Source organism: Hymenobacter nitidus, assembly GCF_020447315.1.
GTDB classification, from domain to species: domain Bacteria; phylum Bacteroidota; class Bacteroidia; order Cytophagales; family Hymenobacteraceae; genus Hymenobacter; species Hymenobacter nitidus.
Genome location: NZ_JAJADQ010000002.1, coordinates 326890 through 349350, shown reverse-complemented (window position 1 = coordinate 349350; position 22461 = coordinate 326890). Strand labels below are relative to the sequence as shown.

Sequence of the window (22461 nt, the reverse complement as noted above, 5' to 3'; positions counted from 1 at the left end):
GCGGCCCGCTCAGAGCCGTCTTGTATCCAAACAACACCCTGGGGCAAGCTGTAGTATAGTGTTTCTCTCCCGCACGTTCCGGCCCGCCGGTTTATTCTTTAGTTTCGCCCCGCAACCACCTCTCTAACCCAGTCCTATGGCAGAGTCTGCTGAACTGATCCTCGACGGAAAGTCCTACTCCTTCCCCGTCACCGAGGGCACCGAACACGAAAAGGCAATTGATATTGCCAAGCTGCGTGACCAGACCGGTTACATCACTATCGATTCGGGCTACAAAAACACGGGAGCTACCAAAAGCGCCATTACGTTCCTCGACGGCGAGGAAGGCATTCTGCGCTACCGCGGCTACCCCATCGAGCAGCTGGCCGAGCAGTCCAGCTTCATCGAAGTGGCCTATTTGCTGATTTACGGCAAGCTGCCCACGACTTCCGAGCTGCAGGAGTTCAGCAACCAGATTACCAAGCACACGCTGGTGCACGAGGACGTGCGCAAGATTTTCGACGGTTTCCCCTCGGCGGCCCACCCCATGGCCATCCTGTCCTCGCTGATCTGCGCCCTGACGGCTTTCTACCCCGAGAGCGTATCGCCGGATCTGAACAAGGAGGAAATCGACCTGAACGTTATCCGCCTGATGGCCAAGCTGCCCACGATTGCTGCCTGGACCTACAAGAATCAGATGGGTCACCCGCTGAACTACCCCCGGAACGACCTTGACTACGCGTCGAACTTCCTGTACATGATGTTCAGCTTCCCCACCGAGAAGTACGACATCGACCCCCGCATCGTGTCGGCCCTGAACAAGCTGCTCATCCTGCATGCCGACCACGAGCAGAACTGCTCTACCTCGACTGTGCGCCTGGTAGGCTCGGCCAACGCTTCGCTGTACGGCTCGGTTTCGGCCGGTATCAACGCCCTGTGGGGCCCGCTGCACGGCGGTGCCAACCAGGAAGTGCTGGAGATGCTGCAGGCCATTCAGAAGGACGGCGGCGACACGAGCAAGTTCATTGCTAAGGCCAAGGACAAAAACGACTCGTTCCGTCTGATGGGCTTCGGTCACCGCGTTTATAAGAACTTCGACCCCCGCGCCAAAATCATCAAGAAGGCTGCCGATGATGTTCTGTCGGCACTGGGCATCAACGACCCCCTGCTGAAGATTGCCCAGGAGCTGGAGCAGGCTGCTCTTACGGATCAGTACTTCATTGAGCGTAAGCTGTATCCGAACGTGGACTTCTACTCCGGCATCATCTACCGTGCCATCGGCATTCCGACCGAGATGTTCACGGTTATGTTTGCCCTGGGCCGCCTGCCCGGCTGGATTGCTCAGTGGAAAGAGATGCGCGAAAACAAAGAGCCCATCGGCCGTCCCCGTCAGGTGTATACCGGGGAGCTGGAGCGTGACTACGTCGGCATCGAGCAGCGCTCGTAATCCTTCCTGCTTTGAATCAAAAAAGGACCCGCTAGCCAGCGGGTCCTTTTTTGTTGGTAAGAGTATTGGCAAGTGCCTACCGGCCATTAAACGCCGTTACCCCCAGCTTGGACTGCGTGTAGGCGGCCATCTGGCGGGGCCACAGAATGGAAGCCAGGTCCCATTCGTAGCGCATCTGTACGTCGGCCATCTGCTCGTCCAGGGCGGGGCTGCCGGCGTAGCGGGCTTTGATGTCGGCAACCTCGCCGAGCATGCGCAGATTGAGCTGCTTGACTTTCAGGTATTGCCCTTCGTCCAGCTTGGTAGTCTCCGACATGCGACGCGTGAGCGTAGCCGCACGGCCTTTCAGAGTAGCGTCGTCGCCACTGCCGGCCTGCGACACGATGGGCAACATCAGGCCTGCCAGCAGCAGGGTAAGGAAATAAAGCTTTTTCATGACGGTGAAGGTGGGGTTGAGAAATGGACGCAACGAACGGTTGGAAACAACGGACTCTAATCAGCTGCAAATCAGCCAGCCCAGGCAACTTTGACTATACCATGAATATATCCTTTAAAATTGATTTTACCCAATATTTTAGCAATATTGTCTAAGTGCATAATTCTCGGCGGTCCTGAGGGCGTTTCCCCAGCCGGGGTGCTTTGCACTCCCCACAAAAAAGCCTGCAGTAAGCAGGCTTTTTTGTGGGATGATACTAGCGGGTGCCGCCCAGGGCTGTCATGCTGGCACGCGACTGCTGATACACAGCCAGCTGCGTGGGCCGCAGCACCGAGGCCAACTCGGTTTCGTAGCGTACCTGCGCACTGGCCAGCTGCTGGTCCAGAATGGCGGGGTCGGCGGCGAAGCGGGTTTTCAGATCGTCCATTTCCGTCAGCATGCGCAGGTTAAGCTGCTTTACTTTCAGATACTGGCCCTCATCGAGGTGGGCTTTCTCGGCCATTGTACGGGTTAGCGAGGTAGCCCGGGCCTGCACGGCGGCCGGGCCATCCGTGTCATTGGAAGCCAGAGCGGCACTTTGTGCGCTCAGGGCAACCAACGCAAGAAAATAAACCTTTTTCATAACGGTGAAAGTGTGATAAGTGATGGAAGGAATTGAGCAAGTGAAACATCCAGTTTGAAGAATGAGAGGAGCAGATTAGTAGGTTGCTCATCTTCCTCTGTGTTCTGGAAGTGTACTCAAACATAAACCATATTATTTAATAATACAAAGAATATTTATGACTATTTTATTCAATTACTTTCATATAAATTCCCTAATACATTCATTATCAGACACGTAATAATCCTAGCAAAAAGATATACTACAATAAAAAAACCTGGCAGCAGCGCTACCAGGTTCGTTCTTATTCTCTCGCACGGCCCTACAGAATTTTCAACTCGATCCGGCGGTTTTGCTGACGATGCGCCTCTGAGTCGTTGGGAGCCAGGGGCTTGGTTTCGCCATACCCCTTGTACCGCAGCCGGGTGGCTTTCACGCCATGCTCAATCAAATAGTTGTACACTGCCCGCGCCCGGTTCTGCGACAGGGTGATATTATCGGCATCGGCCCCTACGTCATCTGTGTGGCCGGAAACTTCCACCTGCACTTCCTGGTACTGCCGCATAAACTGAATTAAGCGGTTCAGCTCGGTGCGCGAAGTTGGCTTAAGATCAAACTGATTCGTGTCGAAAAACAGGTTGTTGAGTACAATGCTGCGCCCGGCCCGCAACGGTTCCAGGTAGATATCCAGCGTTAGGGGGTCGAAGGTGCGCTTATCCGAATAGTCAAAGCTCAGGCTTTTCATCAGGTACTTGTCGGCTACGGCGTACATGGCGTACTGCCGGCCTTCGTTGAGCACTACGGTATAGTCGCCGTCTTCAGAGTCGGAAGTCACGTACTGGGTTAGCTCGTCGGTCAGCAGGTCGAAGAGCTGCACGTCGGCCTTAATGGGCTTCTTGGTAACGGCGTCGAAGACCCGGCCCTGGGTATAGGTGCTGGTTTCGCGGGCTTTCACCGGTTGGGGCACTTCGAACGCGAAAAGCTCCACGGGCCGGTCACGCTCGGTCTTTACGCCCACTTCCGGCGCGCGCGACCGGGAGCAGAAGCCCCGGCGGTTGTCCGAGGAAATAAACAGCGAAGCCTCGTTCTCGAACGTATTGAGCGGGTAGCCCAGGTTCTGTGGGTCGCTCCACTTCGTGGCACCCTTGCCCGCCTGCAGTTCGCAACGAAACACGTCCAGACCGCCCATGCCCACCAGCCCATCGGTAACGTAGTAGAGCGTGGTGCCGCTGGCGTGAATGAAGGGGGCCATGTCCTTGCCGGGCGTATTCACCGGCTCGCCCAGATTCCGGGCCAGGCTCCAAGTACCGTCCTCCTGCAGGGTCGTCACGTAGAGGTCTTCCTGCCCCTTGCCGCCGCGCCGGGTGGAGGTAAAATACAAGGTGCGCCCGTCGGCCGACAGTGTAGGCTGAGAATCCCATTCCGCCGAGTTGACGTTGCGGCCCAGGTTCTGGGGCTTACTCCAGGCATTGCCGGTGCGCCGCGAAATGTACAGGTCGCAGTTGCCGACGGCATTGGGCCGGTCGCAGGAGGCGAAAACCAGCGTCTTCCCGTCGCCCGAAATCGAGCCGGCTCCCTCGTTATAGCTCGTATTGATAGCCGGGGAAATGGACACCGGGTTGCCCAGTGAGCCGTCCTTGTTCTGCTTGGCAATAAAGAGGTCTTCGTTGCTTTCCACCTTGGGCCGGGCCGTGTACACCAAAAACCGGTTATCGGCCGTCAGGGCCGGGAAATACTGATACCGGAAGGTATTCATGGGCTCTGCCAGGCGCGTGGGCTCAAGACCGACCGGGGTGGCCATGGCTTTTACTGCGTATTCGCAGTTGAGCAGCTGGCGCTGGGCCCGAAACACAGTCCGCTGTCCTTTCGGTGCGGTTTTAATAAACCGTTTGTAGTTGTCGGCGGCCGTGGTATAGTCCCCGAAGCTCATGGCCAGATCGGCCAGGGTGTAATACTCCAGGGTGCGGGCAGGGTTCAGGGGCAGCTTGGATAGGCCATCCCGGTAGGCTTCGAAAGCCCCCCGGTTTTCGCCCATGGCCTTCAGCAACGAGCCTTTCAGCACGTAGGGCTCACCTAGGGAGGGAAATTTCTGGTTCAGGGTATTCAGCGTCTCAATAGCCTTGTCAAACTGCCTGTCGCGCGCTTGGCTCTGGGCCTTGTCGTACAGGTTTTTGGCTTTGGTATTGTTGGTCGACAGCTTATTCTGAGCTACAGCTGATGAAGGTGGTAGAATACCCAGACCAAATAGCAGCAAAAGGGGAATGTGTAGCAAGGGGCGCATAGGGCCGGAAGCTACGGAATATCAAGGTATTTATGCGTCTGCAACGACACTTGCCAGCGAGGATTCTCTTTCACGTAATCAACTATCAGCGGCATCATCTGCGGGGCTTTGCTCCACTCGGGCTGTAAGTACAGGCGCGTGTGCTCCCCCACCAGCGCGGCGTGCTGCTCGGCCCACTGAAAGTCGCTTTTGTTGAATACGATAATCTTTAGCTCGTGGGCCTGCCGCAATACTTCAGGCAACGGAGCCTTAAACTTCTTGGGCGAGACGCAGATCCAGTCCCATTGCCCTGAAAGTGGATACGCCCCCGAGGTTTCAATCCAGTTCTGGCAGCCCGCTTCGTGCAGCGCCGTAGTCAGCTGGGTTAAGTCGTACATGAGGGGCTCGCCACCGGTAATTACGACGTTGCGGCCGGGATGCGCCGTAGCGGCCGCCACCATCTCTGCAATGGCCACGCGCGGGTGCGCCTCAGCGTCCCAAGACTCTTTCACGTCGCACCACACGCAGCCTACGTCGCAACCGCCCAGGCGCAGGAAGTAGGCGGCGCGGCCCGTGTTGTAGCCCTCGCCCTGAATGGTGTAAAACTGCTCCATCAGGGGCAGCGCGGCCACCGCCGGCTCTGCGGCCAGGGGTGCCGACGTTATTGGAAGTACGTGCAGCAAAACGAAAGAAAACAAGTAAGTCCGGCTGCGGCCCAAGGCACCGAAACGCTTGGCAGCGCTGGCCCTGGGCCGCAACCGGACCTCAAAAGTACGATAACCGCCTGTATTTCGAAAGGTTGCGGAACTATTTAGTCTACCCTAGCGCGGGTACACCTCCCCTTTGGCCGCCCGCAACGTGTTCAGCAGCAGCATGGCAATGGTCATGGGACCCACGCCGCCGGGTACGGGCGTAATGTAGCTGGCCTTGGGAGCCACATGTTCGAAGTCGACATCTCCCCTCAGCGCCCAGCCCGCCTTCTTGGTGGCGTCTTCCACGCGGGTGGTGCCCACGTCGATAACCACAGCTCCGGGGCTTACCATATCGGCCGTTACGAAGCCCGGCCGGCCCAGTGCCGCCACCACAATGTCGGCAGTGCGGGTAATTTCCGCCAGATTCTTGGTGCGCGAGTGACATAAAGTAACCGTGCAGTTACCGGGCTCCAAATTCTTAGCCAGCAGAATACTAACTGGTGTCCCAACAATATTGCTCCGCCCGATTACCACGCAGTGCTTGCCATCCGTCACCAACTCGTAGCGCCGCAACAGCTCCACGATGCCCGAGGGCGTGGCGGGCAGCAAAGCGGGCAGCCCGGCAACCATCCGGCCGATATTCATCGGGTGGAAGCCATCCACATCCTTCTCGGGACGAATGGCCTCAATCACCTTGTTGGTATCGATGTGCTTGGGCAACGGGAGCTGCACGATGAAGCCGTCGATGCTTTCGTTCTGGTTCAACTCGGCCACCTTAGCCAGCAACTCGGCCTCGGTGATGTCGTCTTCGTAGCGCAGCAGCGTGCTGTCGAAGCCCACCCGCTCGCAGGCCAGAACCTTGTTGCGGACGTAGGTTTCGGAGCCGCCGTCGTGGCCGACTAGGATGGCGGCCAAATGGGGGACTTTCTGGCCGTCGGCTTTGCGCTGGGCTACTTCGGCGGCAATTTCCACTTTGATGTCTTCGGCAGTCTGCTTGCCGTCGATGAGGCGGTAGGTGGCGGGGGCTTCAGGAGCAGTGGTCATGCTGGGTCGGGTTGGTTATACTAATCCTTGATCGGGGTTCGGGGTCGTTGGATGCGTCTCTTCGTGGCGGGCAATGGCAGCGGTTCCTTCGAGAAGCAGGGCTTGCTCCATCTGGGCCCAGTCGTCCCTCCACCGGAACTTGCGCTCCTGGCCTTTGATGATTTTTTCGAGCTGAGCCCGGCTCGTACAGTTCTTGGTGAGGCTATTAGACATCTGTTAGGGGATAATCATACGACGCCTTTGCAAGAATTGTATGAGGTGAAAAATGAGGGACAGGTACGCGCAAAAAAAACGCGGCTCGGGGGCCGCGCTTTTGTAATCAATCCAGTTTGAGGACGGCCAAAAAGGCCTCCTGAGGTATTTCGACGGAACCGACTGAACGCATCCGTTTCTTACCTTCTTTCTGCTTTTCAAGCAGCTTGCGCTTGCGCGAAATATCCCCGCCGTAGCACTTGGCAATTACGTTTTTACGCAGGGCCTTGACGGTTTCGCGGGCAATGATTTTCTGACCGATGGAAGCCTGAATGGCAATATCGAACATCTGGCGCGGGAGCAGCTCACGCAGCTTTTCGCAGATGCGCTTGCCCCACTCGTAGCTTTTGGAACGGTGCACGATGGCCGACAAAGCGTCGACTTTCTCACCGTTGAGCATGATGTCGAGCTTCACCATGTCGGACTCGCGGAAGCCGATCAGCTCGTAGTCGAGCGAGGCGTAGCCGCGACTGATGGTCTTGAGCTTGTCGAAGAAGTCGAATACGATTTCGCCCAGGGGCAGCTCAAAGTTCATTTCTACCCGCTCAGACGTCAGGTAACTCTGGCCCTTGATGATGCCGCGCTTTTCCATGCACAGCGTGATGATGGCGCCTACGTACTCCGAAGCCGTGATGATCTGGGCTTTGATGTAGGGCTCCTCGATGTGCTTAATCAGGTTGGGCTCCGGCATTTCCGAAGGCGCGTTGATGGTCAGCAGCTGGTCTTTGGTGCCGGTGGCGTGAAACTGCACGCTGGGCACGGTGGTAATGACCGTCATGTTGAACTCGCGCTCCAGGCGCTCCTGCACGATTTCCATGTGGAGCATACCCAGAAAGCCGCAGCGGAAGCCAAAGCCCAGGGCCGCCGAGGTTTCGGGCTCCCACACCAGGGAGGCGTCGTTGAGCTGCAGCTTTTCCATGCTGGAGCGCAGCTCCTCGTACTCGGTGGTGTCGACGGGGTAGATGCCGGCGAATACCATGGGCTTCACGTCCTCGAAGCCGACAATGGCCTCCTCGGTGGGGCGGGCCGTGTGCGTAATCGTGTCGCCGACCTTTACTTCGCGGGCTTCTTTGATGCCCGAAATCAGGTAGCCCACGTTGCCGGCACTCATTTCCTGGCGGGGCTCCTGGTTCAGGCCCAGAATACCGATTTCATCGGCCCCGTATTCCTTGCCGGTAGCCATAAAGCGGAGCTTGTCGCCCTTGCGCATGGTGCCGTTCTTGATGCGGAACAGGACTTCAATACCGCGGTAGGAGTTGAAGACCGAGTCAAAAATCAGGGCCTGCAGGGGGGCTTCCGGGTCGCCTTTCGGGGCCGGGATACGGTCGCAGATGGCGTTGAGAATATCCTCGATGCCGATGCCGGTTTTGCCCGAGGCGTGGAGAATATCCTCAATGTCGCAGCCAATCAGGTCCACGATTTCGTCGGAGACTTCCTCGGGCATGGCGTGCGGCAGGTCAATCTTGTTGAGCACCGGGATGATTTCCAGGTTCGAGCCGATGGCCAGATACAGGTTGGAAATCGTCTGGGCCTCAATACCCTGTGAGGCATCCACAATCAGCAGAGCGCCTTCGCAGGCGGCAATGGAGCGGGATACTTCGTAGCTGAAGTCGACGTGACCGGGCGTGTCAATCAGGTTGAGCGTGTACATCTCCCCTTTGTAGGGGTATTGCATCTGGATGGCGTGGCTCTTGATGGTGATGCCCCGCTCCCGCTCCAGGTCCATGTTATCGAGCAGTTGGGCCTGCATGTCGCGCTTCGACACGGTGCTGGTAAATTCCAGGAGCCGGTCGGCCAGCGTGCTTTTGCCGTGGTCGATGTGGGCGATGATGCAGAAATTGCGAATGTTCTTCACTAGTGGCGTATTTTCAAAGACGAAGGTAGGCAAAACCGCCCGCAAATGCTATTCGGCGCCTCGGCCCGCCGGCTTGTAGTCAACCCCAGACTCCCTACTTTTAGTCCACCCCAGCCCTTTTTATTTTCCTGATATGTCTGCTCCGGCTCCGGCGGCCACCTACGGCACTTCCACCAAAACCACCCTTACGGCGCTGAACAGCACCATTCTGTATGTACTGGCCTACCTGCTGGTTAATGGCCTCCACCAGTTCAGCACCGTAGCCATGGCCCAGCGCCTGAGCATTCCCGGTGTGTGGCGGCTCAGTGCCATCCGGTTCCGCATCAGCGACCCGGAATGGTGGCGCTCGGCCGTACTGGCTGTGTATGGCGTGGGCCCGGCCGTGTGCGCCGTAGTTGGCGTCGGGGCGGCGCTTTGGTTCTGGAAACGGGAGCGGGGCAAGCGCGGCCTGCGCAAGCTGCTGCTGGTGTGGGTAGCCTTTCACGCCTGCAACCACGTGCTGGGGGCCATGGTCGGCGACACGTTTACGGAATCGGGTTTCTGGTACGTGCCCAGCTGGCTGTTTCTGGCCGGCAATATTCCCAATATACTCGTGGCCGTGCTCTGCGGCCTGCTGCAGATGGTGGCCGGCTACTTCGCCGCCGTGGGCTTTCTGCAAACCCACGACTCCATTACCCTGATGCAGTACCAGCACCGCCGCACCCTGATTGGGGCAACCATTCTGGTGCCCTGGGTGGCGGGCAGCGGGGTGCTGGCCCTGCTCAAGCTGCCCGACCTGAGCCCCAACGAGCAGTTGCACTTTCTAACCATGGGCCTCTTGCTGCTGCCCCTGGCCCTGGCCTGCTCCAACGAGCTGTTCGAGTTTACGGTGAAAGCGCCCCAGAAAACCCAGCTGGCCAGTGGCTGGCTGGCCCTGCTGTTGCTGCTGGCCCTGGGGTGGTGGCTGGCGCTTGGCGGCGGGGGCCAGTCTTTTTAAAGGACCTGGCTACAACCTTCCGCGCTTCCCCCGGTTGCTTAGGCTCACCTCTACCCTTCTGTTTCGTTATGAGCATTCTTCTCGAACAAGCCCAGAGCGCCGTGCGCGCCGCCCAGCAAAAAGCCCTAGAAATCGGCGTTAAAATGAATATTGCCGTGGTCGATGCCGGGGCCAACCTCACGGCTTTTGCCCGCATGGACGGCGCCTGGCTGGGCTCGTTGGACATTTCTATCAAGAAGGCCAAAACGGCCCGCTTTTTCGACATGCCCACCGGTGACCTGGGCAAGGCGTCGCAGCCCGGCGGCCCGCTCTTCAATATCGAGCACTCCAACGGCGGCCTGATTACCTTCCCCGGGGGCATCCCGATTACCGACAGCAACGGCCGTGTGATTGGCGCTATCGGCGTATCGGGCAGCACCGTGGAAGACGACCACACCGTGGCCACGGCCGGTGTAGCCGCCGTGCGCGACGTGCGCTAACGCACTCTTTCGGCCTTTTCCGGCAGCCGGACTACCGCAGGGTGGTCCGGCTGTCTTGGTTTTCGGCGCCGGGCTCAACCGGAACAAAGGCCTGGGCCGCGCGTACTTTCTGGTACGCTTCGGCTGCCTTCACGCGGCTTTTTTCCACTCTGAAACCACCCTTTTAGATATGAGCGTCCAACTGAACTCCGCCGCCGTCACCTATGCCAAACAGCTGATTCGGGACGGCAAGATCAAGAACGATGAGGGCCATTGGGGCGCGCATAACCCCGATTCCGGCGCCGAAAACAAGTTCTTGGAGCAGCACGAAATGGCTGAATACGCCCGGTGGCACTTGGGCCAGGATACCAGCAAGGGCGAAGACACCAAGGGCCGCTACAAATTCCCCTTCGGCGACTTTAAAACCGTGCACCGCGACGGGCTGATTGCGGCCAAGGAGCGGGCCGCCCAGCAGGGCTACCACGACATTGAAAAGGCCGCCGACGAGCTGCTGCAGGCCCTGGAGAAGAAAGCGGCGAAGTAAGATGCGTGAGTAGCAGCCTATAGGCCAAAGGCTGGTTTGCCCTGGGGCAGACCAGCCTTTTTTGCGCTTGTCAGTCTGATAAAGGACCCGGCAGGCCTCCTGACGTCAATTCAGCGGAGCTAACAGTGTGCCTTGGCACGCAACTTTTACTAGGCTTATTGGCCTCTACCCGGAAAGGTTCTCTCTTGCCCCCTTATGCCTTGTTTGCTGCTCCGCTGGCCCCTGCTGCTGGCTCTGTTCATTTCCTGCGGTGCCCGGGCCCAGTCCGCGGCTACCGGCAAAGTCCTGACTGCCGCGGGCACTCCGGTACCCTTCGCCTCCGTGGGCATCAAAGGCCAGCCGCTGGGAACGGTAGCCGACAACCAAGGCCTGTTCCCACTGGCCTCGTTGGCCCGGGCCCAACCCACCGATACCGTCGTAATTTCCTGCATCGGCTACGAGTCCCGGCCGCTCCTGCTTGGCCAGCTGCGGCAGCAGCCGGACGTAGTGCTGGCTCCGGCCCCGGCCCAGATTCGTGAGGTACGGGTGCGCCATTCCAAGCTGACGCCCGCCACGCTGGGGCGCACCCAAACCAGCGGCTCTGCTCACTGGAATACCAGTATCCGGGACATTTCCGCTGCCGACGGCAACCGCGGCTGGGAGGTGGGCACGGCCCTGCCCATTACCCGCAACAGCTACGTGGACAGCTTTCATTTCTATGTTGAGCAGAATGATTTTGGGCCAATTCTCCTCCGCTTTGTGCTCTATACAATGCAGCGGGGCCAGCCCGGTACCTTGCTGCTGACCGATGACGTGCAGTTTATCATCCCCGCCCAGCAAACCGGCTGGATCGACGTGGACTTGCAGCAGTATGGCATTCACCTCGCCAAAGGTCAGACCGTAGCCGCTGGCATCCAGTGGCTACAGGGCCAGCAACTCAGCCCCGACAAAGTGCGCTTCGGTGGCCCCGGCGCTTTTCCCTCGCCTACCCACCGGGCCCTTACCCGGGATAAAAGCCAGGCCCCCTGGCGGAGCTTCCCCATCAACGTGAGCATGTATCTGGCCGTCCAGAAGTACAAATAAACCGCCCAGTGCGCCTTGCCCGGCGTTATACTCCTGAGCAGTGAATCCAGGCGGCCCCTTTTTGCGCTATATGGAGCGCGTCTTACAAGCCCGACAAGCTTTTCGCGCCACTGTGCGGGAAAGTTCCGGCCGCAGGTACATTTGTCGCCCCTAATCTCACCCTCCCACCCGCCCCGCCAATGCTGCCTCGCCTGCTGGCTAGCCTAGTGCTTCTGCTCCTTTCCTGCCTCCCCACCCGGGCCCAAACCATAGCCGTCACGGGCCAGGTACTCAATGCCACCACCCAGGAGCCGGTGCCCTTTGCCATTCTCGGGGTGCGGGGCAAAGCCATCGGCACGGCCGCCGACGAGCAGGGCCGCTACCTGCTGCGCCTGCCGCCCGACCTGCGCGATACGCTTATTGTATCCTGCGTGGGTTTCGAGCCCCGCCTAGTGCCGCCGGCCCAGCTCGTGGCCGGACAGCGCGTGTTTCAGCTTCAGCCCCAGCAGCAGGTACTTCGGGGCGTCACCATCCAAAGCCGCAAAATGAAGCCCGGCAAACTGGGCCGCACCGCCGAGAAGGCCGACGTGCGCTGGATGGGCGGCAGCTCGGGCAAAACCACCGTCGATGACGAGTGGGGCTGGGAAATCGGCACCCTGCTCACCCCCGAGCGCCGCTCCTACCTCGAAGAATTCCACGTCTACTTCACCGACAACAAGTACGAGCTGCTGCGCTTTCGCCTCAACCTCTATACCGTTAAAGACAGCCGCCCCGATAAGCTCATCAGCACCCAGGACGTGCAGCTTATCTGCCCGCCCACCCGCCAGGGCTGGCTCCGGCTCGATTTGCGCCCCTACAATATTGTCCTTGACGCCGCCCAGCCCGTAGCGGCCACCCTCCAATGGCTGCAAAGCGAGAAGAAAGACCCCGAAGACAAGTACTTCTCCATCCCCGTCATCCGCCAGAAGCAGCCCGGCATGGTGGAGCGCGAAAACGGCCACGCCGCCTGGACCATCCACAACCTGCTGCCCAGCCTCTACTTCACCGTCCTGACCGAGCAGAAGTAGCGGGCGGACCTGTAACCTGGTATGATAGGTCGTCTCCTAGTATAAGAAGTCGGCTGTCATCCTGAGCCCAGCGAAGGACCTTCCTCACCTACCCCCTACGGCCACTACCAACGCCGCCAGAATTCGTCATCGAGTGCTATTGCGCCTCTGTTCAGTCCCGTGACACCCTCATTAAAGCTCTTGTCAGGCTCGGTGAACCTCATGTCACCTCCTCCAAGGTTCATGTCAGGCCCGCCAAGGTTTATGTCACAGTATTTCAACCTCATGCCACTTCTGTCAAGGTTCATGTCACCTTATTTCAACCTCCTGCCACCCTCGTTGAGGTTCATGCCACCGGGTGCAACGCTCTTGTCAAGTCCGTTAAAGCCCATGTCACCCCGCCACCAGCCCTTGCCGCCTCGGCCGCAGCTAATGACACTTGGGCAACTAGCCTCAACGGGGCGGCATATCGGCACCGAGTGCCTTACCTACCCAAGTGCTTATATATTTATTGCGGAGTACTACCCATAAACTTACAGCATGTCTACACCCAGTTTTACACTCTGGCTCGAATTCGAACATGTTGACTTCTCAACCAGATGGGACCAGGCAACCGAAACATTCGTGACGGGTGGTGACTGGGATAGAGAAAATGAGGCTTGCAACATCCACGTAACCCTACCGGATGGCCCGCATTACGGCATTACTGTCTGGACCTACCAGTTTTTACAGACTGCCATTAAACTATCCAAGGAACAGAATGAAGACCTGAATGGCCTCTATCAGCGTCCGCCTGACTTGTTCGTGCGGGAATTGACGCGGCAGTGCCTAGAAGCCACTATTACCGATTTACTGCGCCGCGGACCGCTTGAGCAAGTACTCAACCCCAGTGTGCTGGCCAAGGAGCAACCAGAAGACTCTTGAAGTTACTATATCCACCAAAAAGCCCCCGCTCCCACCGCCGGGGCTTTTTTCGTACCTTCGCTCACCCAAATTCCACCCCATTCCCCCGCGCTATGCAAGCAGCTCCCGCCGCTCCCTATAAGCCGAAAAACCACATCCGCATCGTCACCGCCGCCGCGCTGTTCGACGGCCACGACGCGGCCATCAACATCATGCGCCGCATCATCCAGAGCAGTGGCGCCGAAGTCATCCACCTGGGCCACAACCGCTCGGTGCAGGAAATCGTGGACTGCGCCATCCAGGAAGATGCTCAGGCTATTGCCATTACCTCCTACCAGGGCGGCCACAACGAGTACTTCAAGTACATGCACGACCTGCTCAAGGAGCGCGGCGCGGGCCACATCCGCCTCTTCGGCGGCGGCGGCGGCGTGATCCTGCCCACCGAAATTGAAGACCTGCATGCCTACGGCATCGAGCAGATCTACTCCCCCGACGCCGGCCGCGCCATGGGCCTGCAGGGCATGATCAACGACCTTCTCCAGCGCTGCGACTTCCCCACCGGCCAGAACCTGAACGGCGAAGCCTCCCATGTCAAAGAGAAAGACGCCCGCAGCATCGGCCGCCTGATTTCGGCCGCCGAAAACTTCCCCGAGGAGTTCGAGCGGGTGAAAGCGCAGTTGGTTAATAGCTTCCAGCAAGCCGAAAACGGCACTGAAAGCAAAAAACCAAAAACCACCAACCAAACTCCAATATTAGGTATCACCGGCACCGGCGGCGCCGGTAAATCTTCCCTCGTCGATGAGCTGGTGCGCCGCTTCCTGATGGACTTCCCCGAGAAGACCATTGCCATCATTTCCGTCGACCCCAGCAAGCGCAAGACCGGCGGGGCCCTGCTCGGCGACCGGATCCGGATGAACTCCATCAACTCGCCCCGGGTGTATATGCGCAGCCTGGCCACCCGCCAGAGCAACCTGGCCCTGAGCAAATACGTGCAGGACGCCGTCGACGTAGTGCGCGCCGCCGAGTTCGACCTGATTATCCTCGAAACCTCCGGCATCGGGCAAAGCGACACCGAAATCATCGAGCACTCCGACGCCAGCCTCTACGTGATGACGCCCGAGTACGGGGCGGCCACCCAGCTGGAGAAAATCGACATGCTCGACTTCGCCGACGTCATTGCCCTCAACAAGTTCGATAAGCGCGGCGCCCTCGACGCCCTGCGCGACGTGCGCAAGCAGTACCAGCGCAACCACGGCCACTGGGACAAGCCCCTGGACGAGATGCCCGTCTTCGGCACCATCGCCTCGCAGTTCAACGACCCGGGCATGAACCGCCTCTACCGGGCCATTCTGAGCATGGTCGAAGCTAAAACCGGTGTACCCTTCGCTTCCCAATTGGCCACGACCAAGGAAGACTCCGAGAAAATCTATATCATTCCGCCGCACCGCACGCGGTACTTGTCTGAAATCGCCGAAACCAACCGCCAATATGACCAGTGGGTTCTTAAACAAGCTGACGCCGCTCAGCAGCTCTACGGCATCCGACAAGCCATCGGAGCCGTCCAAAGTGTCGGAAACCCCGCTGGCGGACCTGGCGCCGGGAACAGCGGCAGTGGACCCGATGCCGGAAGCCTCGTGGCCGGCCTGGAGAGGACCTTCGAGGAGGTCAAACTCCGGCTGGACGGCCAGAACTGGAAACTCCTGGAAACCTGGCCGCAAAAAGTAGCCGCCTACAAGGCCCCGGAGTTCGTCTTCAAGGTGCGCGACAAGGAAATCCGCATCCAGACCCACACCACCAGCCTCTCCAACCAGCAGATTCCCAAAGTCAGCCTGCCGCGCTACTCGGCCTGGGGTGACCTCTTGCGCTGGCAGCTCCAGGAAAACGTGCCCGGCGAATTCCCCTACACCGCCGGCGTGTTTCCCTTCAAGCGCGAGGGCGAAGACCCCACCCGCATGTTTGCCGGCGAAGGCGGCCCCGAGCGCACCAATCGCCGCTTCCACTACGTGAGCATGGGCCTGCCCGCCAAGCGCCTGTCCACGGCCTTCGACTCGGTGACGCTCTACGGCGAGGACCCCGACCACCGGCCCGACATCTACGGCAAAATCGGCAACGCCGGCGTCAGCATCTGCTGCCTCGACGACGCCAAGAAGCTCTACTCGGGCTTCAACCTGGCCAACCCCAGCACCTCGGTGTCGATGACCATCAACGGCCCCGCGGCTACCCTGGCCGCCTTCTTCATGAACGCCGCCATCGACCAGCAGTGTGAGCTATACATTAAAGAGCAGGGCCTGGAAGCGGAAGTAGATACCAAAATCAACCAGATCTACGCCGACAAGGGCCTCAACCGTCCCCGCTACCAGGGCGAGCTGCCCCAGGGCAACGACGGCCTGGGCCTCATGCTGCTCGGCGTGACCGGCGACCAGGTGCTGCCGGCCGACGTCTACCATACCATCAAAACCCGCACCCTCTCGCAGGTGCGCGGCACCGTGCAGGCCGACATCCTGAAGGAAGACCAGGCCCAGAACACCTGCATCTTCTCCACCGAGTTTGCCCTGCGCCTGATGGGCGACGTGCAGGAGTACTTCATCAAGGAGAAGGTCCGCAACTTCTACTCGGTGTCCATTTCCGGTTACCACATTGCCGAAGCCGGCGCCAACCCCCTCACCCAGCTGGCCCTCACGCTGAGTAACGGCTTCACCTTCGTGGAGTACTACGTGAGCCGGGGCATGAGCGTGAACGACTTCGCCCCCAACCTCTCGTTCTTCTTCTCCAACGGCATCGACCCCGAGTACGCCGTCATTGGCCGCGTGGCGCGCCGCATCTGGGCCAAGGCCATGAAGCTCAAGTACGGCGCCGACGCCCGGAGCCAGATGCTCAAGTACCACATCCAGACCAGCGGCCGGAGCCTGCACGCCCAGGAAATCGACTTCAACGATATCCGCACCACCCTGCAGGCCCTCTACGCCATCTACGACAACTGCAACTCGTTGCACACCAACGCCTACGACGAGGCCATTACCACCCCCACCGAGGAATCGGTGCGCCGGGCCATGGCCATTCAGCTCATCATCAACCGGGAGCTGGGCTTGGCCAAAAACGAAAACCCGCTGCAAGGCTCCTTCATCATCGAGGAGCTCACCGACCTGGTGGAAGAGGCCGTGCTCATGGAGTTTGACCGCATCACCGAGCGGGGCGGCGTGCTGGGCGCCATGGAAACCATGTACCAGCGCGGCAAGATTCAGGAGGAAAGCATGCACTACGAGATGCTCAAGCACACAGGCGAGTATCCCATCATCGGCGTGAACACCTTCCTCTCCTCCAAAGGCTCGCCCACAGTGGTGCCTGCCGAGGTTATCCGGGCCACCGACGAGGAAAAACAGTATCAGATCGAGATGCTCAACATCCTGCACACCCGCAACGCCGACCAGACCGCCAGCCGCCTCAAGCAGCTCCAGCAAGTCGCCATTGCCAACGGCAACCTCTTCGCCGAGTTGATGGAAACGGTGAAGTTCTGCTCCCTGGGACAGATTACGAATGCGCTGTTTGAAGTTGGCGGGCAGTATAGAAGGAATATGTAACTCGGCTTTTCGGACTGAATTAAAAGGGCGCTACTCCAAAGAAGTAGCGCCCTCTTTTATTAGAGTTGCAGCAACGCAAACTCTGAATTTTATATTCCTCACTAATCCATGAGCAACAATAATAACTCTCCTTCCTGGGCTGGAGCAGTAATTTTTACAGTAGCTGCCTTGTTCATGATATACCAAACCTTGCCAAACCTTGCATTGTGGATCGAGAGTACTACAGTACAAGCTAAGGTTATAACCCTAGATAAGAACCATATAGAATTTGAATACAATAATACTTACAACGACAATACATATTATTTTTCTAGACAATGGGAAAACAGTACCGAATATGAAACAGCAGCTAAGCAAAAGAATATCGATGTTCGATTCTCAGAATACTTTCCGACTGATGTGCTGATAGAGTGCTTAGATAAACGTAAACCGTTAGCAATACTTTTGATAGTAAATGCAGTCATCTTATTTACAATATTCAAAGTATTCAAAGGTCTACTTAGACCGAAATAAAATCTAGTCTGGGCCATTCGGGCTGCTTTTTACTGCACGGCACTACCGGATGTAGAGACGCATATTTGCGTCTCAATCGTTGCTGACGTTATTTACCTTGAATTATACCCCGGCGTCCTCGTTCAACGCCGAGACGCAAGTATGCGTCTCTACATCGTTCTATATAATATATGGCTACCGAATTATACCATGACAAATACCGCGTGGCCTCGACCCGGCTGCGGGGCTACGACTACGGGCAGAACGGGGCCTACTTCGTCACCATCTGCACCCAGCACCGCACCCGCTACTTCGGCGACATCCTCGTGCCCGACCACGACTGGGACCGAGCCGCCCTGCACCCTACGCCCGTAGCCACTCTGGTTACCGCCGCCTGGCAGCATATACCGACCCGCTTCCCCTTCGTGCTGCTGGATGCTTTTATCCTTATGCCCGACCACCTGCACGGCCTGCTGCTGTTCGATAAACCCACCGAACCCACCCCGCCCCTGCACTACGAAAACCGCTTCACGCCCCAGCGCGACAATCTGGCGGCCATCCTGCGCGGCTTCAAAGCCGGCACCACCGCCCAGGCCCGCCGCGCCAACCTGCCCCTCACCTGGCAGCCCCGCTACCACGACCGGGTTGTGCGCAGCCCCGAGGAGCTAGACAAAATCCGCCACTACATCCTCACCAACCCCACCCGCTGGCAGCACGAGCAAACTGCCGAAGAAGGCCTGTTCCGCTAGGTTTTGGAACAACAACACCCGAACAATGTAGAGACGCATACTTGCGTCTCCCCGTTGAACGATAACGCGTGGGTATAATGCGGAATAAACAACGATTAAGACGCAAGTATGCGTCTCTACATCTGCCAAACGCAAGAACGGCCCGCTCCATATCAGAAGCGGGCCGTTCTTGCATTGCCCTTCAATTCCGCCTACACCGGCCTCGCCACCTTCTCACTAGTTCCACCCGTCGTCACCAGCTTGCGCGCCTGCGCGTACCCCTCATACAGCTCCCGGTTCAATAGCTTGAAGGCTTTCATGTCCGAATCCAGCTGCCGCACCTCCCCCATCAGCTCGTCCAGCAAATCTTCCAGCGCGGCCCCGGCCACCACCCGCTCGTTGATGGTCTTGCGCGTAGCCGGCTGAGCCGTTTGAAAGGCTGCCAGTGCGTCGCGCAGGGGCTGCAAGGTCGCCGGCTTCAGGCCCTGCTTGCCCAGCTCCGGCACCACCGCGGGGCGGGCCGCGCTATCCAGCACCGACTGCACCACCGCCCCAAACGCCAGGGGCCGCAGCTTCCGCAGCTGCTTGCTGCTCAGCGTCACCGAGGCCAGCAGGTCGTTGTCGCCGAGGCGGGTGGCAATCCGCTCCAGCGGCCCCAGCAGCGCCGGCAGCAGCTCCAGCAGCGTCTTTTTAGCCGTTTGGGCGTCCTGCGCAAGGGTTTTGGTGCGCTTGACGGCGCTGCCTTGGGCCTGCGCCACCAGGGCGTATGTGCTGGCTAACTCCTGGGCCTGCTGCTCAGCCGCCTCACTGGCCGCTATGGCCTCTTTATTCTTCGTCACAAAATCCACCACTTGCCCACACATTACTAACTGATCTTCTTTAAACTTCTTCATATGACTGCTTATAACTGGCAGAACCGCTCTGCCCGGCGTGGTAAGCGCCTGCTCACCAGCTACAAAGTAGCCGACTTGCTCAACAATACCAACCCCACCCCCTACCTGCCTTGCTGCTCTGAAAATCCTATTTGCCGAAGGCAAAACGCTCCTTCCTTAACCGAAAACACCCTCTCCCTTCCGCAATACACCAGTTTCCAAACACGAAACACTAGTTGCCGAAGGCAAAACACCTCTGCCCCAATCGAAAACACTGCTTAACTAGTGCAAAACACTATTTACCCGACCTAAGACTCTCCTTCCCTTATCGAAAACACGATTCACCCAAGGCAAAACACCCTTACCCCATAGCATACATGCCTTACTAACCTACCGTGAGCGTCCCACCTCGCCGTGGCTGCCCCTCTCCTCGGGAGAGGGGGCCGGGGGGGTGAGGCGCCCGTCCGCAAGGTAAGGCGCACGGCTTAGCTCCCCGCCAAACCGCCAAAACCGCCCCGTTCAGCGAAAAGCCCCGCCCCGAAGCCCGACAATTGTCTAGCTTTACCCCATGCGCATTGCTTACACTAGGTGGAAAAACGGTCTGCTGGCCCTGCTGGCCGCCCTGGCCGCCTGCTCCACCCCCGACTCCCCCACCGGCGCCCCCACCAAAGACCCCACCACCGGCGAAGTGTATACCCCGCGCCGCGTGGTCATTGCCGACACCCTCTACCGGGGCCGCATCCTCGACCGCAACGACTCGGTGCTGGTCGCCACCCGCCTGCAATACTTGCTCAAGCTGCCCACGCGCCCCCCGCTCGATACCCTGGCCCTGGGCCTGCTGCTGGGCTGGGACTCGACCACCGTACGCCGCCGCATTGCCGAGGCCCTGCCGTACCCCGGGGCCCGCCCCGGCTACCCCGTCCAGCTGCGCCTGACTAAAAAAGAAGCCGAGCGCATCCGCCGCGACAGCAGCGCCACCGTGCCCCGCCTCACGCTGGTGCAGCGGGAGGCCCGCACCTACACTACGCCCGCCGGAGCCGCCGTACTGGGCTACCGGAGTGCCGAGGCCCAACCCTTCTTCCGCCAGGCCCAGCGCTACCGGCGCGGCCGCTTTTACCGCCTGCGCAACGGCGGCGTGGAGGCCTACTACAACGGCCTGCTCACGGGCCGCCACGGCTACCTGCACCCGCTTCTGGATAAGAAAGGCCAGCAGCACGGCACCTGGGCCAAGGATACCACCTTCCAGCAGGGCCAGGACCTGCACCTAACCATCGACGCTAAGCTGCAGGCCTACGCCGAGAAGCTGATGGGCAACCGCCGCGGCTACCTCGTGGCCCTCGACCCGCGCACCGGCGAAATTCTGGCTTACGTGTCGGCCCCGGTGTACCCCGTCGCCACCCTTACCGCCCCCGACCAGGCCGGGGTGCGGGCCGAGCTGCTGGAGCACGAGAACATGCCCCTGCTCAACCGGCCCGCCATGCTGGCCAACCCGCCCGGCTCGGTGTTTAAGCTGGTGAATGCCGCCATTGCCCTGCAAATGCAGGCCATTACCCCCGCCACCGGCTTCCACTGCGACCAGTCGCTGGTGAGCTGCGTGCACTACCACAAGCCGGCCAAGAGCCTGACCGCGGGCCTGAAGTACAGCTGCAACCCCTACTTCTACCAGGTGATGCAGAACGTCATCAACCAGGTACCCGACAGCCTGGTGGCCGACACCGTCGCGGCCCGCCATGCCAATCTGGCCCAGTGGCGGCGCTACGCCCGCTCCTTCGGCCTCGACTCGGCGCTGGGCGTGGATTTGCCCCGGGAAGCACCCGGCTTTCTGCCCACCCCGGCTTACTACGACAAAGCCCGCCGCACCCGCAACTGGACCTACCGCTCCATCTACTCGCTAAGCATTGGGCAGGGCGAAATCAACCTGACGGGCCTGCAAATGGCGAATATGGCCGCCATTGTTGCTAACCGCGGCTGGTACTACGCCCCCCACCTGGTGCGCGGTATTGGTCAGAACGGCCCGCTGGCGCGCTTCAGCCAGAAGCACCGCACCCTCATCGACAGCACCCATTTCGCTGCTCTGATACCCGGCATGGTAGCCGTCATGCAGCGCGGCGGCACTGCCGACGCCTCCAGCCTGGCCGACGTGGGCATCACCGTCGCGGGCAAAACTGGCACCGTGGAAAACGACGAGGGCGACGATCATGCGGCCTTCGTCGGCTTCGCCCCGGCCGACAACCCCAAAATAGCCGTGGCCGTGTACCTCGAAAACGCGGGCTTCGGGGCTACCGCCGCCGCACCCTGCGCCGTGATGGTGATGGAAAAGCACCTGCGCGGCTACATTGCCCCCAAGCGCAAACGCTGGGAAAAGCGCATTCAAAACCGGGCGAAAAACGGGTATTAGGCCGCCCGCACACCACATACATCTTTCAGTTTCAACGACGCGGCAAATGAGCTCCAGCCCGAAGGAAATAGTCAACTTTATCTTTACTGAACTCAACCAAGGCCAGGAAGAAGATGGGATTCTTCGTCTGCTGTCAAAAGAATTCAACTTACCACTGGATGAGGCGGGATGGGCCGTAGAAATGGCGAAGACGGGCTATTTCAGGGCGTCATTCATTCATCAGGGACAAACATATCCAAGGTCAAACATTGATAAAGACGTTTTCCTGACGCATGCCATTGAGTTGCGCCTCCAGCAGTTGCGGACCCAAAAGCCCCGACCGGTTCTCACTGATGATGAGCTTATAACCAGCTTCAACGGAGGAGATATAGAACTCAAAAGAACTGCCTTGTGGGAAATAGGCAAAAGAAAGCTACCGGCAACCGCAGCCCTGGTGCGCCAAGCCTTGCAGATGAATGACTTGCCGCTCAGAATTTATGCCTTGCAGACTATCCGTAATAACCGTCTGCTCGAATTGACAGAAGAAGTAATTGCGCTCTATTTGACGAGCAGCCACCACTCTATTTCCTCGAATGCGACCAGCATATTCATTGAATTCAGGGTGCAATCCGCCATCAAGCCGCTACTTGCCAAGTTGGACAGCCCGGAGTCCATGCTACAGTATGATGCTATTCGAGCCCTAGGAAAATTAAAAGCGAAGGAAGCGCGACCACAGCTGGAAGCGCTGCTGCCGAATACTACTATTCCCGCTACCTACGATACCGAAGGCATGCTCAGCAGCCAGGCGGCCATAACGTTAGGCGAAGCAGCCCGCCAAGCTATAAAAGAGCTCGGCTTCAGCTTTAGGTTTTGGTAATAA

General features: G+C 59.0%; 20 protein-coding genes. 12 read left to right on the top strand and 8 right to left on the bottom strand.

Annotation, left to right across the window (positions count from 1 at the left end; all coding sequences use genetic code 11):
• The first annotated feature begins 136 nt into the window (after positions 1–136).
• Positions 137–1426 (top strand): citrate synthase, encoded by a 1290-nt coding sequence (locus LGH70_RS04870; RefSeq protein ID WP_226183238.1) that lies wholly within the window; start codon positions 137–139, stop codon positions 1424–1426.
• 76 nt (positions 1427–1502) lie between these two features.
• Here LGH70_RS04870 and LGH70_RS04865 read toward each other — a convergent pair whose 3' ends face one another.
• The 7 genes from LGH70_RS04865 to lepA form a co-directional block, all read right to left on the bottom strand.
• The gene (locus tag LGH70_RS04865; RefSeq protein WP_226183236.1) at positions 1503–1862 is read right to left on the bottom strand and encodes a hypothetical protein; all 360 of its coding nucleotides are present in this window, start codon (positions 1860–1862) and stop codon (positions 1503–1505) included.
• Positions 1863–2118: 256 nt separating this feature from the next.
• Positions 2119–2484, bottom strand: a complete 366-nt coding sequence (locus LGH70_RS04860) for a hypothetical protein (RefSeq protein ID WP_226183235.1) — start codon at positions 2482–2484, stop codon at positions 2119–2121.
• A 301-nt stretch (positions 2485–2785) separates the two neighbouring features.
• A complete protein-coding gene (locus tag LGH70_RS04855) occupies positions 2786–4744 on the bottom strand; it encodes an OmpA family protein (protein WP_226183233.1) in 1959 nt (652 codons plus the stop codon).
• 11 nt (positions 4745–4755) lie between these two features.
• Positions 4756–5406 (bottom strand): 7-carboxy-7-deazaguanine synthase QueE, encoded by a 651-nt coding sequence (locus tag LGH70_RS04850; RefSeq protein WP_431357416.1) that lies wholly within the window; start codon positions 5404–5406, stop codon positions 4756–4758.
• 138 nt (positions 5407–5544) lie between these two features.
• On the bottom strand, positions 5545–6459 hold the full coding sequence (locus LGH70_RS04845; protein ID WP_226183231.1) for a bifunctional 5,10-methylenetetrahydrofolate dehydrogenase/5,10-methenyltetrahydrofolate cyclohydrolase: 915 nt from the start codon (positions 6457–6459) through the stop codon (positions 5545–5547).
• Between the two features lie 15 nt (positions 6460–6474).
• Positions 6475–6672, bottom strand: a complete 198-nt coding sequence (locus LGH70_RS04840) for a hypothetical protein (protein WP_226183229.1) — start codon at positions 6670–6672, stop codon at positions 6475–6477.
• A gap of 106 nt (positions 6673–6778) precedes the next feature.
• Positions 6779–8566, bottom strand: a complete 1788-nt coding sequence (lepA, locus tag LGH70_RS04835; protein ID WP_226183729.1) for a translation elongation factor 4 — start codon at positions 8564–8566, stop codon at positions 6779–6781.
• Between the two features lie 133 nt (positions 8567–8699).
• Between lepA and LGH70_RS04830 the strand changes: the two genes are divergently transcribed.
• The 9 genes from LGH70_RS04830 (at position 8700) to LGH70_RS04790 (ending at position 18353) form a co-directional block, all read left to right on the top strand.
• The gene (locus tag LGH70_RS04830; protein WP_226183227.1) at positions 8700–9542 is read left to right on the top strand and encodes a hypothetical protein; all 843 of its coding nucleotides are present in this window, start codon (positions 8700–8702) and stop codon (positions 9540–9542) included.
• Between the two features lie 68 nt (positions 9543–9610).
• Positions 9611–10021, top strand: a complete 411-nt coding sequence (locus LGH70_RS04825; protein WP_226183225.1) for a GlcG/HbpS family heme-binding protein — start codon at positions 9611–9613, stop codon at positions 10019–10021.
• A gap of 169 nt (positions 10022–10190) precedes the next feature.
• Entirely contained in the window at positions 10191–10544 is a 354-nt protein-coding gene (locus LGH70_RS04820; RefSeq protein WP_226183224.1) for a hypothetical protein, read from the top strand.
• Between the two features lie 195 nt (positions 10545–10739).
• On the top strand, positions 10740–11606 hold the full coding sequence (locus LGH70_RS04815; RefSeq protein WP_226183222.1) for a carboxypeptidase-like regulatory domain-containing protein: 867 nt from the start codon (positions 10740–10742) through the stop codon (positions 11604–11606).
• A 179-nt stretch (positions 11607–11785) separates the two neighbouring features.
• Positions 11786–12652, top strand: coding sequence for a carboxypeptidase-like regulatory domain-containing protein (locus LGH70_RS04810; RefSeq protein WP_226183220.1), 867 nt, complete (start codon positions 11786–11788; stop codon positions 12650–12652).
• 519 nt (positions 12653–13171) lie between these two features.
• Positions 13172–13555: a hypothetical protein gene (locus LGH70_RS04805; protein WP_226183218.1), complete on the top strand. Its 384-nt coding sequence runs from the start codon at positions 13172–13174 to the stop codon at positions 13553–13555.
• Between the two features lie 92 nt (positions 13556–13647).
• Positions 13648–17112 (top strand): methylmalonyl-CoA mutase family protein, encoded by a 3465-nt coding sequence (locus LGH70_RS04800; RefSeq protein WP_226183216.1) that lies wholly within the window; start codon positions 13648–13650, stop codon positions 17110–17112.
• Positions 17113–17220: 108 nt separating this feature from the next.
• Complete coding sequence (locus LGH70_RS04795; protein ID WP_226183214.1) at positions 17221–17625, top strand: hypothetical protein; 405 nt, start codon at positions 17221–17223, stop codon at positions 17623–17625.
• 170 nt (positions 17626–17795) lie between these two features.
• Complete coding sequence (locus tag LGH70_RS04790; protein WP_226183211.1) at positions 17796–18353, top strand: transposase; 558 nt, start codon at positions 17796–17798, stop codon at positions 18351–18353.
• 191 nt (positions 18354–18544) lie between these two features.
• Here the strand turns inward: LGH70_RS04790 and LGH70_RS04785 are convergent, their stop codons facing one another.
• Entirely contained in the window at positions 18545–19225 is a 681-nt protein-coding gene (locus tag LGH70_RS04785) for a hypothetical protein (RefSeq protein ID WP_226183209.1), read from the bottom strand.
• Between the two features lie 547 nt (positions 19226–19772).
• Between LGH70_RS04785 and LGH70_RS04780 the strand changes: the two genes are divergently transcribed.
• Positions 19773–21602 carry a peptidoglycan D,D-transpeptidase FtsI family protein gene (locus LGH70_RS04780; protein WP_226183207.1) on the top strand — a complete coding sequence of 610 codons (1830 nt, stop codon included), beginning with the start codon at positions 19773–19775 and terminating at the stop codon, positions 21600–21602.
• A 46-nt stretch (positions 21603–21648) separates the two neighbouring features.
• On the top strand, positions 21649–22458 hold the full coding sequence (locus tag LGH70_RS04775; protein ID WP_226183205.1) for a HEAT repeat domain-containing protein: 810 nt from the start codon (positions 21649–21651) through the stop codon (positions 22456–22458).
• Positions 22459–22461: the final 3 nt, after the last annotated feature.

Coding starts and splice junctions, on each gene's coding strand:
- LGH70_RS04775 (WP_226183205.1), top strand. CDS start 21,649: ATGAGCTCCAGCCCGAAGGAAATAGTCAACTTTATCTTTACTGAACTC.
- LGH70_RS04795 (WP_226183214.1), top strand. CDS start 17,221: ATGAGCAACAATAATAACTCTCCTTCCTGGGCTGGAGCAGTAATTTTT.
- LGH70_RS04780 (WP_226183207.1), top strand. CDS start 19,773: ATGCGCATTGCTTACACTAGGTGGAAAAACGGTCTGCTGGCCCTGCTG.
- LGH70_RS04805 (WP_226183218.1), top strand. CDS start 13,172: ATGTCTACACCCAGTTTTACACTCTGGCTCGAATTCGAACATGTTGAC.
- LGH70_RS04820 (WP_226183224.1), top strand. CDS start 10,191: ATGAGCGTCCAACTGAACTCCGCCGCCGTCACCTATGCCAAACAGCTG.
- LGH70_RS04865 (WP_226183236.1), bottom strand. CDS start 1,862: ATGAAAAAGCTTTATTTCCTTACCCTGCTGCTGGCAGGCCTGATGTTG.
- LGH70_RS04830 (WP_226183227.1), top strand. CDS start 8,700: ATGTCTGCTCCGGCTCCGGCGGCCACCTACGGCACTTCCACCAAAACC.
- LGH70_RS04815 (WP_226183222.1), top strand. CDS start 10,740: ATGCCTTGTTTGCTGCTCCGCTGGCCCCTGCTGCTGGCTCTGTTCATT.
- LGH70_RS04845 (WP_226183231.1), bottom strand. CDS start 6,459: ATGACCACTGCTCCTGAAGCCCCCGCCACCTACCGCCTCATCGACGGC.
- LGH70_RS04860 (WP_226183235.1), bottom strand. CDS start 2,484: ATGAAAAAGGTTTATTTTCTTGCGTTGGTTGCCCTGAGCGCACAAAGT.
- LGH70_RS04840 (WP_226183229.1), bottom strand. CDS start 6,672: ATGTCTAATAGCCTCACCAAGAACTGTACGAGCCGGGCTCAGCTCGAA.
- LGH70_RS04870 (WP_226183238.1), top strand. CDS start 137: ATGGCAGAGTCTGCTGAACTGATCCTCGACGGAAAGTCCTACTCCTTC.
- LGH70_RS04825 (WP_226183225.1), top strand. CDS start 9,611: ATGAGCATTCTTCTCGAACAAGCCCAGAGCGCCGTGCGCGCCGCCCAG.
- LGH70_RS04810 (WP_226183220.1), top strand. CDS start 11,786: ATGCTGCCTCGCCTGCTGGCTAGCCTAGTGCTTCTGCTCCTTTCCTGC.
- LGH70_RS04855 (WP_226183233.1), bottom strand. CDS start 4,744: ATGCGCCCCTTGCTACACATTCCCCTTTTGCTGCTATTTGGTCTGGGT.
- LGH70_RS04800 (WP_226183216.1), top strand. CDS start 13,648: ATGCAAGCAGCTCCCGCCGCTCCCTATAAGCCGAAAAACCACATCCGC.
- LGH70_RS04785 (WP_226183209.1), bottom strand. CDS start 19,225: ATGAAGAAGTTTAAAGAAGATCAGTTAGTAATGTGTGGGCAAGTGGTG.
- LGH70_RS04790 (WP_226183211.1), top strand. CDS start 17,796: ATGGCTACCGAATTATACCATGACAAATACCGCGTGGCCTCGACCCGG.